This is a genomic window from Neglectibacter sp. CSJ-5, from assembly GCF_032490475.1.
Taxonomy (GTDB): domain Bacteria; phylum Bacillota; class Clostridia; order Oscillospirales; family Acutalibacteraceae; genus Hominenteromicrobium; species Hominenteromicrobium mulieris.
Genome location: NZ_JAVYJC010000004.1, coordinates 194152 through 208778 on the forward strand (window position 1 = coordinate 194152; position 14627 = coordinate 208778).

The window sequence follows — 14627 nt, forward strand, 5'->3', positions numbered from 1 at the left end:
CTTAAGGTTATTTCAGCTCTACAATCGTCACGCCGCTTTCGCCCTCACCATATACGCCGAGGCGAAAGGATTTCACGGCCTTGTGGCGGCGCAAATGCTGCTGAATGCCGTTTCTCAGTATACCTGTACCTTTGCCGTGGATAATCGTCAGCATGTTGAGATTGTGCATCAAAGCGTGGTCGATAAACGCATCCACTTCCATGAGCGCTTCTTCCAAATTCATGCCGCGCACATCCACTTCATTGCGCGCCGGAGCGGAATCCACCTTCTTCGTCACGGTGCGGTGACCGCCTGCGGCTTTCTTCTTTTCCTTCGGCTTCTGGTCGGTCAGGCGCAGGTTTTTCAGCGGCACGCGCGTTTTGATGATGCCTACCTGCACCAAAATCTGGTCGCCGTTTTTCGGCACATCCAAAACGGTCGCAATCTTATCGATGTCGTAAATCAGTACCGTATCGCCGACCTGTAAGGGGCGCGGCAACACATAATCTTCGTCTATGCGGCGCTCGTGCACCGGGTCACTGGCCTTTTCCATATCGCGGATGCCTGCCTTCAGGCGCGCTTTCTGCTCTGCGGTCAATAATTTCTGCTTATTGCGGCGCAGGTCTTCGAGCTCGTCTAACAGGCTCTGGGCTTCGCGGCGCGTTTTCTGTACGAGCTCCGCCGCTTCCATTCTGGCGCGCTCAATCTCGTGCCTCGCGTCCTTTTCGGCGCGGTCGCGCAGCGCTTCAGCCTCTTTTTCCATATTCTGCGCTTTCAAACGCAGCTGCTCGGCACTCTCACGCTCATCTTCCATTTTGCGGCGGCTCTCCTCCAAACGGGAGACGACCTCCTCAAACATAGTGCTTTCATCGGAAACAAGCTCCTTTGCGTGCTCTACGATGTTCGCCGGCATACCGAGACGTGCGGAAATGGCAAATGCGTTGGAACGACCCGGTACGCCGATGAGCAGGCGATACGTCGGGCGCAGCGTCGCCACGTCAAATTCGCAGCAGGCGTTTTCAACGCCAACGGTCTGAATGGCATATGCCTTCAGCTCTGCGTAATGCGTTGTCGCCATCACGCGCGTGCCTTTGGTGCGCATGGCTTCGATGATGGAAATAGCAAGCGCGGCGCCCTCGACCGGGTCGGTGCCCGCACCGAGCTCATCGATTAGGATAAGACTCTTGTCGTCTGCAATGTTGAGAATGCGGATGATATTCGTCATGTGCGCCGAGAACGTGGAGAGAGACTGCTCAATGCTCTGCTCATCGCCGATGTCCGCCAAAACGTGGTCGAAAATCGAAACTTCGCTGCCATCCGCCGCGGGGATCATCAGGCCGCACATGGTCATCAGCGTCAAAAGGCCCGCCGTTTTCAGCGAGACAGTCTTGCCGCCGGTGTTCGGGCCGGTGACGATGAGCGCATCAAAATCACTGCCGAGGTACAGATCGGTCGGCACGACCTTATTTTTATCGATGAGCGGGTGGCGCGCCGATTTGATAGCGATGCGCCCCTCCTGATTGAGCTTCGGCACGGTCGCCTTCATTTTGTAGGCGAGCTGCCCTTTTGCGAAAATGAGATTCAGCTCCACCGCCGCGCGGTAGCTCTGGATGATGCCGTCCGCAAACTCGCCGATCTCACGGGAAAGCTCCGTCAAGATGCGGTCGATCTCGTCCTTTTCGTCCGAACGCAACACGCGGATTTCGTTGTTCGCCTCCACAACACCGATCGGCTCAATAAACACGGTGGCACCGCTGCCGGAGGAATCGTGAATGAGGCCCTTGACTTCATTGCGGAACTCCGCCTTAACCGGCACAACGTAGCGGCCGCCGCGTTGGGTAACAATGGCCTCCTGCAAATACTTTTGGTAGGTCTGCGAGCGGATCATTTTATCAAGCTGCTCGCGCACGCGCAGCGATGCCGCGCGGATCTTGCGGCGGATAGACGCCAAGGCGACGCTTGCGGTATCGGCAACTTCTTCCTCGCTGACGACGGTCATCGAGATGCGGTCTTCGATAAACTTGTTCGGCTGCAAGGTCTCGAAGCGGTAATCGATCGCCGTTTTGACGCTTTCGCTTTTTTTACGCCAATCCGAAACACTGCGGATGGCACGCAATGTCGCGGCAACAGACAATAATTCCGCCAGATTCAGCACGCCGCCCGCTTCTGCGCGACGCAGCGCATTCGTGACATTCGTCATGCCGTAAAACGACGGTGCGCCGTACTTTGCCATTAAAACAAACGCGTCGTCCGTTTCCTGCAAAAGGCGCTCCACGTGGCGGATGTCGGTATCCGGCTCAATTTTCTGCGCCAGCTCCGCCGCATCCGGGCAAGTGGTTTCATTTGCAAGCTGAAGCAGAATTTTATCCAGCTCCAGCGCTTTATGATCTTTCAGCATTTTGTTCCTGCTTTCTTTTCGTACCCGGTTTTGCCGAGTCAATCTCCTCTGTTAATCCAAAAACGCTTTATAAAACTCCAAGGTCTTCGGTACGGTATGTAATGTATGGACAACGTAGCTTTCCGTTGCGGCGTTCAGAATTTTCAGCGCATCCTCCGGAAGCGAGAAGTTATAGAGCTTCTCAAAATCCACATACGCAATGTGTCGCATGGCGGTCAGCACGCCCGGCGGCAACGCGACATACGGTTCATTCGCGCCGTGAAAGCACTTATCGCACAGAATAATGCCCCTTTGCGGCAGAAAATACATCGTCTCCGCCTCATACGCGGCGCAGTTTTCGCACGCGACTAAATTCGGCATATAGCCCGCCGACGAGAGCATACGCAGCTCTGTCACGGACTGCAACAGCCGTATCGGCCGCGTGCCCTTTGATAAAAAATGCAGGGAATTTAAGATGAGCCGCAGGTATTCCTCGGAATCCGTATCCTCCGGCACCATTAAGTACGCCAGCTCACAGAAATATTGCGCCAGCGAAAGTGCGGCGATGTCCCGCCGAAGCCCGAAAAAGACCTCGATCGGCTCGGCATCGTCAATCATGTATTTTTCCCGCCCCTTAAAAATAGAAAGACGGGAATAGCACAAAAGCTGCGTTGCGGCGCTTTTGCTGTCCTTTAAATTTTTGGCGCGGCGGGCAAACGCACGCACCACGCCCGCGTCACGCGTCAGCACCGTGACAAGGCGGTCGCTCTCGCCCACCGTCTGCTCCCGAATGATGAGTCCCTGGGTCTTTACCTGCATCAAAGTCTCCTGCCGTAAAATCCACGTCGGCAAGCTCCCGGCGTGTAAGCTGCACGTAGCGGATGTAATCCTCCGCCTTGCCGCTTTTATAAAAGCTGTTCCACGCGGCATGCGCCGCATTCTGCATCGGGGAATTTCGCATACAAACGCCTCCTAAACCGTATGGCTGTTTTTAGCTTCTGCGGTTTTTGCGGGTTTTATCCGTGGAAACGTCTGTCAATTTCTCAAAATGTGACCGTTTTCCCGAAAATCACGGTTTATTGGTACTGGTCAAAATCGTGCTCGTTAAAGCCGAGCTTTGTGAGGATCTGCGGGCGCTGGCGCCAGTCCTCCTTCACCTTTACCCAAAGGCGCAGGTTAATCTTGCAGCCGAAAAAGCGCTCCATGTCTTCTCTCGCCTTCGAGCCGATTTTTTTCAGCATTGCGCCGCCCTTGCCGATGACGATGCCCTTGTGCGTGGCGCGTTCGCAATAGATTGTCGCATCGATCTCCGTCAGGTTGCCGAGGTCGCGCATGCTTTCCGTCACGACTGCGACGCCGTGCGGGATTTCTTTATCCGTAAAGCGCAGAATTTTCTCGCGCACGATTTCGGACGCAATGACGCGCTCCGGCTGGTCTGTGAGCGTATCTTCCGAGAAGAAGTGTCCGCCCGGCTCTGCCAGTGCGATGAGCTCCTCACGCAGCGCGTCCATGCCGTTGCCGTCCTGCGCGGAGACCGGCACCACAGCTTCAAAGTCATAGAGCGCGGAGAGCTTCGCAATCTGCTCCATCAAAACGCTTTTGTCCTGCAAAAGGTCAATCTTATTGATGGCGAGCAGCGCCGGCACACCTAAATCTTTAAAGCGGTGCACAAGCTCTTCGTCTGCTTTGGAGATTTTCGTGTTTGCCTCCACTACGAGCAGGCAGGCGTCCACATCTGCGACGGACGAGGTAACGCTTTTCACCATGTAATCGCCGAGGGAGTTCTTCGGCTTGATGAGGCCCGGCGTATCGATGAACACCAGCTGCGTTTCGCCCTCTGTCCACACGCCCATAATGCGCGTGCGGGTGGTCTGCGGCTTATTGGAAACGATGGCAAGCTTCGTACCGAGCAGGCGGTTCAAAATAGAGGATTTGCCCACGTTCGGTCTGCCCACAATAGCGATAAACGCCGATTTTTCGTTCATGTAGTTTTCTGTATCCATAGTTTTCCCGGGGCACGCAGCCGCGGTTTCCTTTCTGATAATTTATATCACTTTTTATGAAGCTTTTCCCGCACGCCGCATGGCACTTTGAAAATGAAGAAAAAGGCCAAAATGAGCGACAGAATGAAAAGCACAAGGTAAAGCGGATTTGTGACAATTGTTATCAAAAGCGCTAAGATCGCTTCTGGACGCCACAAAACGGCTATACCGACAAAAGCGGCAAAAACGGCGCACACAAGCACCGCTCCCGCCGCGATATCTTTTGTTTTGCCGATGAGCGGATTATAGCTTTTCTGCGCGTAATCACACAGCATCTCAATGGCGGTGTTGAACGCTTCCGCCGCGATAACCATTGCGATGGTCAAAAGCAGAACGCCGTATTCGCTGCGCGTTACGCTCAGAAAGGGCGAAAAAAACAAAACGTATACCGCCGCTGTAAGGTGTATACGCATGTTTCGCTCCGTTTTCACGGTATGGAAAAATCCGCGCGCGGCATCGCGAAAGCTGTCCGCCTGCGTGCGGGTCTTACCGTTTGTTTTCCAATCCGGCACCATGTTAAACGGTGTAGCTGGAAGTGCCCGGCAGGCCGAGCTGCGACATAACGTATTCTTCTTTTTCACGCATGCGCACACGCTCCATGCCGCCGTTTTCGTGGTCATAGCCGAGCAGGTGCAGCATAGAATGCGCCGTCAGGTAGCCGATCTCGCGCTCTAAGCTGTGGCCGTAGCGCTTTGCCTGTGCCATTGCCATTTCCACAGAGAGCACAATGTCGCCGAGAATCTTCGCGCCGGTATCGTGGTTGATGTCATACACGCCGTTCTCACCCATGGGGAAAGAGAGCACGTCTGTTGCGGCATCTTTGTTGCGGTACTGCGCGTTTAGCTCGCGGATCTGCTCGTTGTCCACGAATGTCACGCTGATTTCAGCGGAATCCTCAAACTTCTCCATCCGCAGAACCGCGTGGCAACAGCGACGGATGAGCATGCGCACGCCGGTCGGCACTTTGACCGCTTTCTGGTTGTTTGTGATGATGACTCTGATTTTTTCCATATGCTAAAATCCTTTCGATAGGGGTTATTTTGCTGCGGACGCTTTTTCATACGCCCGAATGATATCCTGCACCAAGCGATGGCGCACAACGTCTTTTTCGGTAAAGCGGAAAACGGAAATGTCATCCACATTGCGCAGCACACGCATCGCGTCCTTCAGGCCCGAGCGTCTGCCGTCCGGCAGATCAATCTGCGTGATGTCGCCTGTGATGACCATTTTGGAGTTGAAGCCGAGACGCGTCAGGAACATTTTCATCTGCTCGCAGGTGGTGTTCTGCGCCTCATCCAGAATGATAAAGCTGTCGTCGAGCGTTCTGCCGCGCATGTACGCAAGCGGCGCCACCTCAATGCTGCCGCGCTCCACAAGGCGGGCGTACGATTCCGCGCCGAGCATGTCGAACAGCGCATCGTAAAGCGGGCGCAGGTAGGGATCTACCTTCTGTTGCAAATCACCGGGCAGAAAACCCAGCTTCTCGCCGGCTTCCACGGCGGGGCGCGTCAAGATGATGCGGTTCACCTGCTGCGCACGGAACGCCGTCACAGCCATGGCGACCGCAAGGTACGTTTTACCGGTGCCCGCAGGGCCGACGCCGATGGTGATGGTGTTATTGCGAATATTGTCGCAATAATTCTTCTGTCCCACCGTTTTGGGCTTTACGGGCTTGCCTTTCGCCGTGATGCAGATGCAGCCGTCCGTAAGCGGCACCATCTGTGCTTCGCTGTCCTCCATGACCATGTCGATGCAGTAGCCGACGTTCTGGTCGTTTAGGACTTCGCCCTTTTCGACGAGCCGCAAAAGGCTTTCTGCCGCACGCACCGCGCGCGAAACACCGGGTTCTTCGCCGATGACGTGGATCTGCGAATCGCGGCAGGAAAACGTTACACCGAATGCCTTTTCCAGTCGCTTTGCGTTCACGTCAAAGCTGCCGAAAAGCTCTGCCGCGTATTCTGCTTTGTCTACATGAATGCTTCTTTCCAAATCGTTCTCCTTTTGCCGCACGGCTTTGAAAAACCGTGCAGTCTAAAAAACCGAATTTCCTGTTTTATTATAGCATAAGTGTTCCCAATGTGGTTATGAAATTTTCAACGAAATTTAGCCGTTTCCCTGTACATTTCCGACAAATACCCCTATAATCTCCGGATTTTCAGGCTCTTCAGGCAGGGTGAGCGGCGCCTCCTGCGCAATGTTTTCAAGACATACGCACCGGGACGTGACGTAAACCGCGCCGTTTTTTGTCTGATATGTGATGTTTTCCGTAAGTACACGCCCGTCTTCTCCAAGCGCAAGCTTTTGCAGCTGATGCAGATTTTCAAGCGCGCGGCGCTGCGCTTCTTCCTCCGTGAACGTAACGGGCACGGTCTCCTCCCCATATACGCGCACCGTTTCCACCCACAGCGGCAACGTGTGCCCCTGCAAAACGAACGGCGTGCGGGTGTATGCCGTCTGGCCTTTCGGCGCGCCGGAAAGCGAGAGCGGCACGCGCACGCCCAAAATATACAGCGCGCGCTGTGTACCGAGGTCCGTTTCGCGCACCGTTTCGGTACTAAGCGAGCAGGATGCCGTGAATGTGCGCTGTGTCTCCGCCAGAATCTCCGCACGGGCGCGGGTGTAAAAGCAGCGCACGGGGTTGTATTCCGGGTCATACGGGTCGCCCACCTGTGTGATGCCGGAAACGAGCACCTGCCCCGCGGCGCAGGCAGAACCGACTTTCACGAGCACCGTGCCGTTTTGCGCCGTGATAGAATGGATGAGCCCCGCGCGTGACGCGACGATGTCCCCCGTGCCGTCGTGCTCCGCGCCCTCCGCCTTTGTGACGGACGTGCGCAGCTCAAGCTGTACGGTGCAACCCTCCGTGTTAAACGATGCCCACGAAAGCTCCGGCAACTCCTCCAAAAGCGCGATAGAGGCCAAAGCGGTATCGGTGCTTCGCGGCGCGCCGATATACACGCCAACGCGCTTTGCTGCCGCCAAAATTTCGCTTTCGGCATACGGAATATCTTCACCGGAGATCGTCATCTCCCAGTAAAAGCTGGAAAGGAACAGCATCAGCGCCACACCGATCGCCGTGCCAAGCAAAAGTCCCTGTCGGCGCAGCATGCGGCGGAACCGAAACGGGAAGCCGCTTTTCTCCGCAAGCCTCACCTGCGCGTGCGTGCGTTGTTTGATCTTATGCAGCTTTTTGTAGTCCTTCGCATACAAGGTGAAAAGCACGTCTTTCCCGTCCTTTTGAAGTCGAATGGGGCGCAGACCCGTTTTCACCGCAATGTTCATAAACCGTGCCGTATCGCCCGAAACACGCGCCGTTGCCGTGCCGAGGACCCAATGCGTGATTTTCTTCATGCGAACCTCACCGCCTCAATATGTCCCGTGATCACCGCGCCGTCCTCTTCAAGACACAAAAGCCGTAACCTTTTCCCCTCCACCCACACGGCGCGCCGCCCGCAGCGCAGGCCGATCTTTTCCGTTTCGTATTCGATTACGCCGTCACAACCCTCTAAAATAAGCTTCGCCGTGCCGAGAATCTCCGTGCGGATCGTGCCGTCCTGCATGGCATAGCGCAGCTTATCTGCAAGCTCACCCATGCGCCCACCCTCTTTCTTTTTTACTCCTATACGTATGTGCGGAAAAACACGCATATACTTTTTCAAAAGGAGGGTTCACCGTGTCGAAGCATACAGAACACATCGCTTTTTTCATTCGCCAAAAATTGCAGCTTCCGGCGCTTTATGTCCGCGCCGCCGCGCTTTTACTGCTCGCCTTGCTCCTGCTCAGGCACCGCACCGCTGCCGCCGCAGGCGTTGTCAGCGGCATCCACACATGCCTCGGCACGCTGATTCCTTCGCTGTTCCCGTTTATTTTACTCGCGTGCCTATGCACGAACAGCCGCGCGGCGCAGGTGCTGTTTCGCCCGCTTTCCCCCGTAATGCGTCATGTGTTCCGCCTACCCGCCTGCGCCGCTCCCGCCGTTTTGTTGGGGCTCACCGCAGGCTACCCTACCGGCGCGAAGATCACCGCAAATTTATACGTGGCCGGAAAGCTCACAAGGGGCCAGGCGGCGCGGCTGTTATGCTTCTGTACCGCGCCGGGCTATGCGTTTGCGGCAGCCTATACGGGCAGTTTATTATTAAGAAGCGACCGCATCGGGCTGAATTTATTTTTTGCCTGCACACTTGCGCCGTTACTTCTGGGACTCACCCTGTCACGCTTTGCCGAAAAACCCGAAAAAAGCCTAAAATCGCCAGAATCTGCTCCCGGCGGCATCGTCTCCGCTGTGCAGGACGGCATTAAGGCCACCGTTTCCCTTTGCGGGTTCGTCATTGTGTTTTCCATGCTTTTGGCCGTTTTGCACGATGCCGGCATTTTTCAGTATTTATGCGGGTTTCTCTCCCGCCTTGGGCTCACCGTTCCGCTTTCCGGCGCATTGCTGACGATGGGTCTGGAGATCACCGCCGGAGTTTCGCAGTGCGTATATTGGCACCTGCCGGTTTGCATTTTAGCCTTCGGATTCGGCTTTTCCGGCGTTTGCATCCACTTGCAGATCTTCTCCTTTTTCCACAAAGCGGGGCTGCCGCTGTCGAAAACGAGATATGTTCTCGCACGCTTTTTAAACGGTCTGCTTTCCGCTGCGTGTTATCTGCTGCTTTCCTATTTTCTCCCGGCAAACACCTCGGTTGCCGTGGAAACCTCGCCCCTCAACACCGCGCCCATGGCGGGCAGCGCGGCATCATCCTTGGCGCTCATCGCGCTGTCTGTGTTCTTTCTCCTCACGTGTATTCTCCGCAGCGGAAAAACACCGTCGAAAATTTGTGGTGGAAATTCCACCGGGAAAATGCTACAATGAGAACAACTCTAAGAGCAACCTGAAAATCGGAGGCGACGAAAGTGTTCGGACGCAAAAAGAAAAAACAAACACCCGCTCTGTTTGGCAGCCGCATTGAGCCGGACTGCGCTTACTGCGCGTTTCATGCGGACGGTGTACAGAAAAAATGTCTTGCGGGGCAGCTCGGCGGAGAGCACTGTGCAAAATTTCAATATGACCCGCTGCGCCGCGAGCCGAAAAGCGAACAAAAGCTCGGGCAATACAGCGCCGAGGAATTCAAACTATGAAAACTTATCTTAAAGCGTTTCGTTTAAAGCGCTTTTGGCTGCTGCTTTTGCTGCCTGCGGCGTTCCTTTTGGACTTCGCCGCACGGCAGAGCGCAGATTTTGCCGAGTGGTATGCCGTGACGATCTACCCCGTGTACGCGCAGTTCTTTTCCGCCATTACGGGAGTCTTCCCGTTTTCTGTCGGCGAATTTTGTCTGATCGCGCTTGTCCTTTTCATTTTAGCATATCTCATTCACGGCGTTTATAAACTCATTCGTCATAAAGAGGGCCGTTTTGCGTACTTTGTGCGGTTTTTGTCGGTTCCTGTTCTCATCGCCACGTGCATCGCGTTTTTGTGCGTAACGAACTACGGCACGAACCACCGCCGGTACAGCTTTGCCGCCGTCAGCGGACTTACCGTGCGGGAGTCCTCCGCCGAGGAGCTTTACGATGTGTGCGTGTATTTAATCAACGAAGCGAACACATTGCGCGAAAACCTGCCCGAAGACGAAAACGGCGTGTTTCAGCTTTCAAACAGCGTTTTTTCCGATGCAGACGAAGCAAAATCATCATTCAACAGCCTTCATGATACGTATTCCACGCTCTACACAAACGGCAAACCGAAGCCCGTGCTGTTCTCGGAAGTGATGTCATACCTTGACATCAGCGGCATTTACTGCCCGTTCACGTTTGAAGCGAACGTCAACGTCCACATGAACGACGTATTGATCCCCGTGACGATGTGCCACGAACTTTCGCACCTTTCCGGCTACATGCGCGAGGACGAAGCAAATTTCATCGCTTTTTTGGCGTGCCTGCAAAGTGACGACTCGGAATTCCGTTACAGCGGTGTGTATTTGGCGTCCGTCCACGCGATGAATGCTTTGCTCACCGTGGACAGCGACCTGTGGAACCGGGCGGACGCTTTAAAAAGCGACGCACTGCGCCGCGACATTCGGTCAAATAATGCGTACTGGAAGCAGTACGAAACGCCCGTTTCCGAGGTCTCCGACCGCGTGAACGACGCGTATTTAAAAGCCAACGGGCAGGAAAACGGCCTGCGCTCCTACGGCAGAATGGTCGATCTGCTTCTCGCCTACTACCGCGACAAACTGCAATAGACATAGTTTTTTGGGGGAGTTCTCTATGTGTGAAAAAATCATTGCAGCGTGTGGAAACAACTGCGCGGTATGTCCGCGCTACAACGTGCCGCCGTACACCAAAACCGCAGAAGAACTGCACCACACCGCCGAGCTGTGGTATAAAATCGGCTACCGCGACCACGTAGTGACAAACGAGGAGATTGCCTGTACCGGCTGCAAGGAAGAAAACTGGTGCCGTTATCGCCTTGTAAAATGCGTGAACGAAAAGCATATCGCACATTGCGGCCAGTGTGAAAACTACCCGTGCGACGTCATTAAAGCGTGCTTCACGGTGACAGGCTCGTTCATCCCCACCTGTAAAAAAGCCTGCACACCCGAGGATTTCGAGACATTGCGCAAGCATTTTTCGAGAAAGAAAAGAACCTGACGCAAAATTAAGACGACAAAAGGCCTTTGCACCGTCCAAAACGGAGATGCAAAGGCCTTTTTATGTACGATTATTTATTCGCGTTCATCTCGCGGACTTCTCTTAAAATGTCCTCAAGGTCATATTTTTCAGGTGCTTTCGGCGCGGCAGGCTTTGCCTGCACTGTTTGTGCAGCCGGCTTCGGGGGATTTGCCGGGCGCTGCTGCACGGACTTCGGCGCAGGTGCGGCGGGCTTTGCAGCTCTCGGCGCGGCGCTTTGCCGTGGCGCGCGATTCACTGAGGTCTGCACCGCAGCGCGGCGCACGTTCTGTGGCTGCATGGAAACCGGCGTTTCCGGCATGATGGGGCGTTCTGCGGTGTACTCCGCCGACACCGGCATCACCGGCAGCTCGCCGGTGTCTTTATCCGGGTCAAAGGACGTGGGCACGCGGGGCTCTGCCTCACGGCGCGCCTGCATCTGCTCGCGGCGCATGCGCTCTTCTTCGCGTCTTCTGCGGTTGCGTCGTTCCTCCTGTTCAATCTCATCCAGCACCTCGGCGCGGTCCGCTTCGCCGCTGTCGCGGTTACGACTTGCACGCTGCCACAAAATGATGCTGACAATTCCGCCGACACCGAGCACGATGCACACCGCACCCGCAATGAACAGCGTGCGGCCGACGCCGTTATCGGCCTTCAGCTCATTAAAGAACGATTCCGCTCCGCTGCTGTCTTCGCCTGCGGTGTCGGTCGTGCCTTCCGTGGTGTCCACCGTTTCGGTGCTGTCTGTGGTATCGGCCGTATCGGCTTCATCCGCAAAGGTAAGCGGCGCACACAGCGCAGCGCCAAGTAAAACCGCCGCTAAAACAGCAAATATACGTTTAGAAAAAGTATTTCTCATAATCCATTTCCTCTTTCGTGATAACTTTTATGTGTCACGATTTCGAATTCATTTTTATTTAGTTTAGCATATTTTGCATGGTGTTTCAACGGCAAAATAAACAAACCCGCCGCTTCTCTGCACGGTTCATGCAGTCGAAACGGCGGGTACTGTGTCTATTTATATTTTTTTAGAAATCAATCTTCTCTGCAATGTACGCTTCAAGCTCGTCAATCTTCACGCGCTCCTGCTCCATGCTGTCACGGTCGCGAACGGTAACGCAGCCGTCATTTTCACTGTCAAAGTCATACGTGATGCAGAACGGCGTGCCGATCTCATCCTGGCGGCGATAGCGCTTGCCGATGGAACCCGTATCGTCAAAGTCAACGGAAAACTTCTTTGCGAGCGCATCGTAAACCTCGCCGGCCTTTTCGCTCAGCTTCTTGGAGAGCGGCAGAATCGCTGCCTTAAACGGTGCCAGTGCCGGGTGCAGACGCAGTACAACGCGCACGTCCGGTTTTTCTTCGGTGCCGAGGTTTTCTTCGTCGTAAGCGTCGCACAGGAACGCCAGCGCTACGCGGTCCGCGCCGAGAGACGGCTCGACGACATACGGCACGTAGCGGGTGTTCGTCTCCGGGTCGAAATAGGAGAGGTCCTTGCCGGAATGCTCCTGATGGCGGGTGAGGTCATAGTCCGTGCGGTCTGCAATGCCCCAAAGCTCGCCCCAGCCGAACGGGAACAGATACTCAATATCCGTCGTCGCCTTGGAGTAGAAGGAGAGCTCCTTCTGGCTGTGGTCGCGCAGGCGGATGTTCGCTTCGTCCAGACCGAGGTTCAAAAGCCAGTTTTTGCAGAAATCCTTCCAGTAGTAGAACCAGTCGAGGTCCGTGCCCGGCTTGCAGAAGAATTCGCACTCCATCTGCTCAAACTCGCGAATGCGGAAAATGAAGTTGCCCGGGGTAATCTCATTTCTGAAGCTCTTGCCCACTTGGCAAACGCCGAACGGCACCTTCTTGCGCGTGGTGCGCTGAATGCTCGGGAAGTTGACAAAAATGCCCTGTGCAGTCTCCGGGCGGAGGTACAGCTGGCTCTTTGCGTCTTCCGTAACACCCTGGAACGTCTTGAACATCAGGTTGAACTGGCGGATATCCGTAAAGTTGTGGCCGCCGCACTCCGGGCAGGCAATGTTGTTGTCGGCGATGAACTGCTGCATCTGCTCGTTCGTCCAGCCGTCTGCGGATTCGCCGGTGAAGTCTTCAATGAGCTTATCGGCACGGTGACGGGTCTTGCAGTCCTTGCAGTCCATCAGCGGGTCGGAGAAGCCGCCCACGTGGCCGGTTGCCACCCAGACTTCCGGGTTCATGAGGATTGCGGAATCCAGCGCCACGTTGTAGCGGCTCTCCTGCACGAACTTGCGTTTCCACGCGTTTTTTACGTTGTCCTTGAAAAGGCAGCCCAGCGGGCCGTAGTCCCAAGAGTTGGACAGACCGCCGTAAATTTCGGAGCCGGGGTACACGTAACCTCTGTTTTTACAGAGCGCCACGATTTTTTCCATGGTCTTTTCTTCAGGCTTCAGAACTTTCTTCATTTGTTAAACTCCTTTCGCGCCGCTGGCTGCTGCACGGCTTCGTGCAGCTGGATGCTGCGCTTATGATTTATCAATCATACCACGTTTTTCAAAGATACACAACTACCGCGGCGGGATTTTATACGAAAAAGCGGCACTCCGCAGAGTACCGCCCGAAATTTCCGCTTGTTTGGATTTATTCGCCCTCGTCCGCGATGAGCTTTTTCATCTGCGGCAGACGGAACAGAATAACCGCCGCGATAACTGTGAAGATGAGCTCCGGCAGCATGTAAGTGCCGTTGTAGCAGAAGGAGTAAAGCCACGGGTGGCCCACCCAGGAAGCGCCGAACGCCACAAACTCATCAAAGTTTGCAAAGATAATGGCACCGGAAATGAAGTGGCACACAAAGCGCAGCGCAACAGCCAGCGCCGTGCCGCAGCAAATGCCTACATAACCCTTCTTGCGGAAAATGCCCGCAATGCCGATAACCGTGTATGCCACGATGTAATCGAGCAGAATCGTGCCGATGAGAGCAGAAGGCGTCATGCCCCAGCCGAGGATGCCGTCCATCGTGATGCCGAACGCAAGCTGAACGACGGATTCCACAAAGGAAGCCGCAAAGCCCCACTTAAGGCCGTACATGATGGAAATCATGGCGCAGGGCAGCATGGAAAGCAGCGTAATGGAACCGCCAAACGGCATCTGAAGCACCTTGATCATGCTGAGCACAGCGCCCAGTGCGACCATAACCGCGCAGGCCGCAAGCTTTTTTGTATTGTTGTTCTTCATAGTTCATTCCTCCGGTTTTCTACCGAGATTTAGGGGATAAAGCGGAGAAAACAAAAACCGCGCACCCATTCGGCACGCGGCATAAAAAGCACTTTAGAATAAGCGTATTTTCCTACGTCGGCATTATCCGAATCAGGTAACAGGTTTCGGCGTTCACGCCGCTCTCAGCCGACTTTATACGTCAGCACCCTTTTTTCACATTCAGTATAGCACGGAACTTTTCGCTTTTCAACCAAAATTTGTGTTTTCGGGCAGAAAACAAGGCTTTTCTTGATTTTGGAGAAACAAAATGATAGTATAAAAGAAACATAAGCCAACGGCAACGGTGGTTAAAAGTTTTGCTTAAGCTTTTTCAAGAAGCTTAAAGCGAACGTGTGCGTTCGCTTGGG

The 14627-nt window shown here is 54.7% G+C and carries 16 protein-coding genes and 1 riboswitch; of the genes, 4 read left to right on the top strand and 12 right to left on the bottom strand.

Annotation, left to right across the window (positions count from 1 at the left end):
* Positions 1–7: 7 nt before the first annotated feature.
* The 9 genes from R2K26_RS09825 to R2K26_RS09865 all read right to left on the bottom strand — a co-directional run bounded on the left by R2K26_RS09825 (position 8) and on the right by R2K26_RS09865 (position 7991).
* The gene (locus tag R2K26_RS09825; protein ID WP_316520316.1) at positions 8–2377 is read right to left on the bottom strand and encodes an endonuclease MutS2; all 2370 of its coding nucleotides are present in this window, start codon (positions 2375–2377) and stop codon (positions 8–10) included.
* Positions 2378–2428: 51 nt separating this feature from the next.
* On the bottom strand, positions 2429–3175 hold the full coding sequence (gene recO, locus R2K26_RS09830; protein ID WP_316520320.1) for a DNA repair protein RecO: 747 nt from the start codon (positions 3173–3175) through the stop codon (positions 2429–2431).
* Positions 3093–3317 carry a hypothetical protein gene (locus R2K26_RS09835; RefSeq protein ID WP_316520323.1) on the bottom strand — a complete coding sequence of 75 codons (225 nt, stop codon included), beginning with the start codon at positions 3315–3317 and terminating at the stop codon, positions 3093–3095. The genes recO and R2K26_RS09835 overlap by 83 nt, the downstream gene beginning before the upstream one ends.
* Positions 3318–3432: 115 nt before the next feature.
* The gene (gene era, locus R2K26_RS09840) at positions 3433–4359 is read right to left on the bottom strand and encodes a GTPase Era (RefSeq protein ID WP_316520326.1); all 927 of its coding nucleotides are present in this window, start codon (positions 4357–4359) and stop codon (positions 3433–3435) included.
* 47 nt (positions 4360–4406) lie between these two features.
* The gene (locus R2K26_RS09845) at positions 4407–4979 is read right to left on the bottom strand and encodes a diacylglycerol kinase family protein (protein WP_316520330.1); all 573 of its coding nucleotides are present in this window, start codon (positions 4977–4979) and stop codon (positions 4407–4409) included.
* The gene (gene ybeY, locus R2K26_RS09850) at positions 4915–5409 is read right to left on the bottom strand and encodes an rRNA maturation RNase YbeY (RefSeq protein ID WP_176819770.1); all 495 of its coding nucleotides are present in this window, start codon (positions 5407–5409) and stop codon (positions 4915–4917) included. The genes R2K26_RS09845 and ybeY overlap by 65 nt, the downstream gene beginning before the upstream one ends.
* Positions 5410–5433: 24 nt before the next feature.
* Positions 5434–6387 (bottom strand): PhoH family protein, encoded by a 954-nt coding sequence (locus R2K26_RS09855; RefSeq protein ID WP_316520339.1) that lies wholly within the window; start codon positions 6385–6387, stop codon positions 5434–5436.
* A 114-nt stretch (positions 6388–6501) separates the two neighbouring features.
* Complete coding sequence (locus tag R2K26_RS09860; RefSeq protein WP_316520342.1) at positions 6502–7749, bottom strand: sporulation protein YqfD; 1248 nt, start codon at positions 7747–7749, stop codon at positions 6502–6504.
* Entirely contained in the window at positions 7746–7991 is a 246-nt protein-coding gene (locus R2K26_RS09865) for a YabP/YqfC family sporulation protein (RefSeq protein WP_316520344.1), read from the bottom strand. The genes R2K26_RS09860 and R2K26_RS09865 overlap by 4 nt, the downstream gene beginning before the upstream one ends.
* 80 nt (positions 7992–8071) lie before the next feature.
* Here R2K26_RS09865 and R2K26_RS09870 point away from each other — a divergent pair, with 80 nt between their 5' ends.
* The 4 genes from R2K26_RS09870 to R2K26_RS09885 are packed head-to-tail and all read left to right on the top strand — an operon-like array spanning position 8072 to position 11025.
* Entirely contained in the window at positions 8072–9250 is a 1179-nt protein-coding gene (locus R2K26_RS09870; RefSeq protein ID WP_316520346.1) for a hypothetical protein, read from the top strand.
* A 41-nt stretch (positions 9251–9291) separates the two neighbouring features.
* A complete protein-coding gene (locus R2K26_RS09875) occupies positions 9292–9516 on the top strand; it encodes a hypothetical protein (RefSeq protein ID WP_176819765.1) in 225 nt (74 codons plus the stop codon).
* On the top strand, positions 9513–10616 hold the full coding sequence (locus R2K26_RS09880) for a DUF3810 domain-containing protein (RefSeq protein ID WP_316520348.1): 1104 nt from the start codon (positions 9513–9515) through the stop codon (positions 10614–10616). The genes R2K26_RS09875 and R2K26_RS09880 overlap by 4 nt, the downstream gene beginning before the upstream one ends.
* Before the next feature lie 25 nt (positions 10617–10641).
* A complete protein-coding gene (locus tag R2K26_RS09885) occupies positions 10642–11025 on the top strand; it encodes a DUF3795 domain-containing protein (RefSeq protein ID WP_316520351.1) in 384 nt (127 codons plus the stop codon).
* 70 nt (positions 11026–11095) lie between these two features.
* Here R2K26_RS09885 and R2K26_RS09890 read toward each other — a convergent pair whose 3' ends face one another.
* From R2K26_RS09890 to R2K26_RS09900, 3 genes are all read right to left on the bottom strand, one after another.
* Positions 11096–11902, bottom strand: coding sequence for a hypothetical protein (locus R2K26_RS09890; RefSeq protein WP_316520354.1), 807 nt, complete (start codon positions 11900–11902; stop codon positions 11096–11098).
* A 169-nt stretch (positions 11903–12071) separates the two neighbouring features.
* Positions 12072–13469 carry a glycine--tRNA ligase gene (locus tag R2K26_RS09895; RefSeq protein ID WP_176819761.1) on the bottom strand — a complete coding sequence of 466 codons (1398 nt, stop codon included), beginning with the start codon at positions 13467–13469 and terminating at the stop codon, positions 12072–12074.
* 175 nt (positions 13470–13644) lie between these two features.
* Positions 13645–14238, bottom strand: a complete 594-nt coding sequence (locus R2K26_RS09900; RefSeq protein ID WP_308449851.1) for an energy-coupled thiamine transporter ThiT — start codon at positions 14236–14238, stop codon at positions 13645–13647.
* A gap of 92 nt (positions 14239–14330) precedes the next feature.
* Positions 14331–14440: riboswitch (TPP riboswitch) on the bottom strand.
* Positions 14441–14627 lie beyond the last annotated feature (187 nt).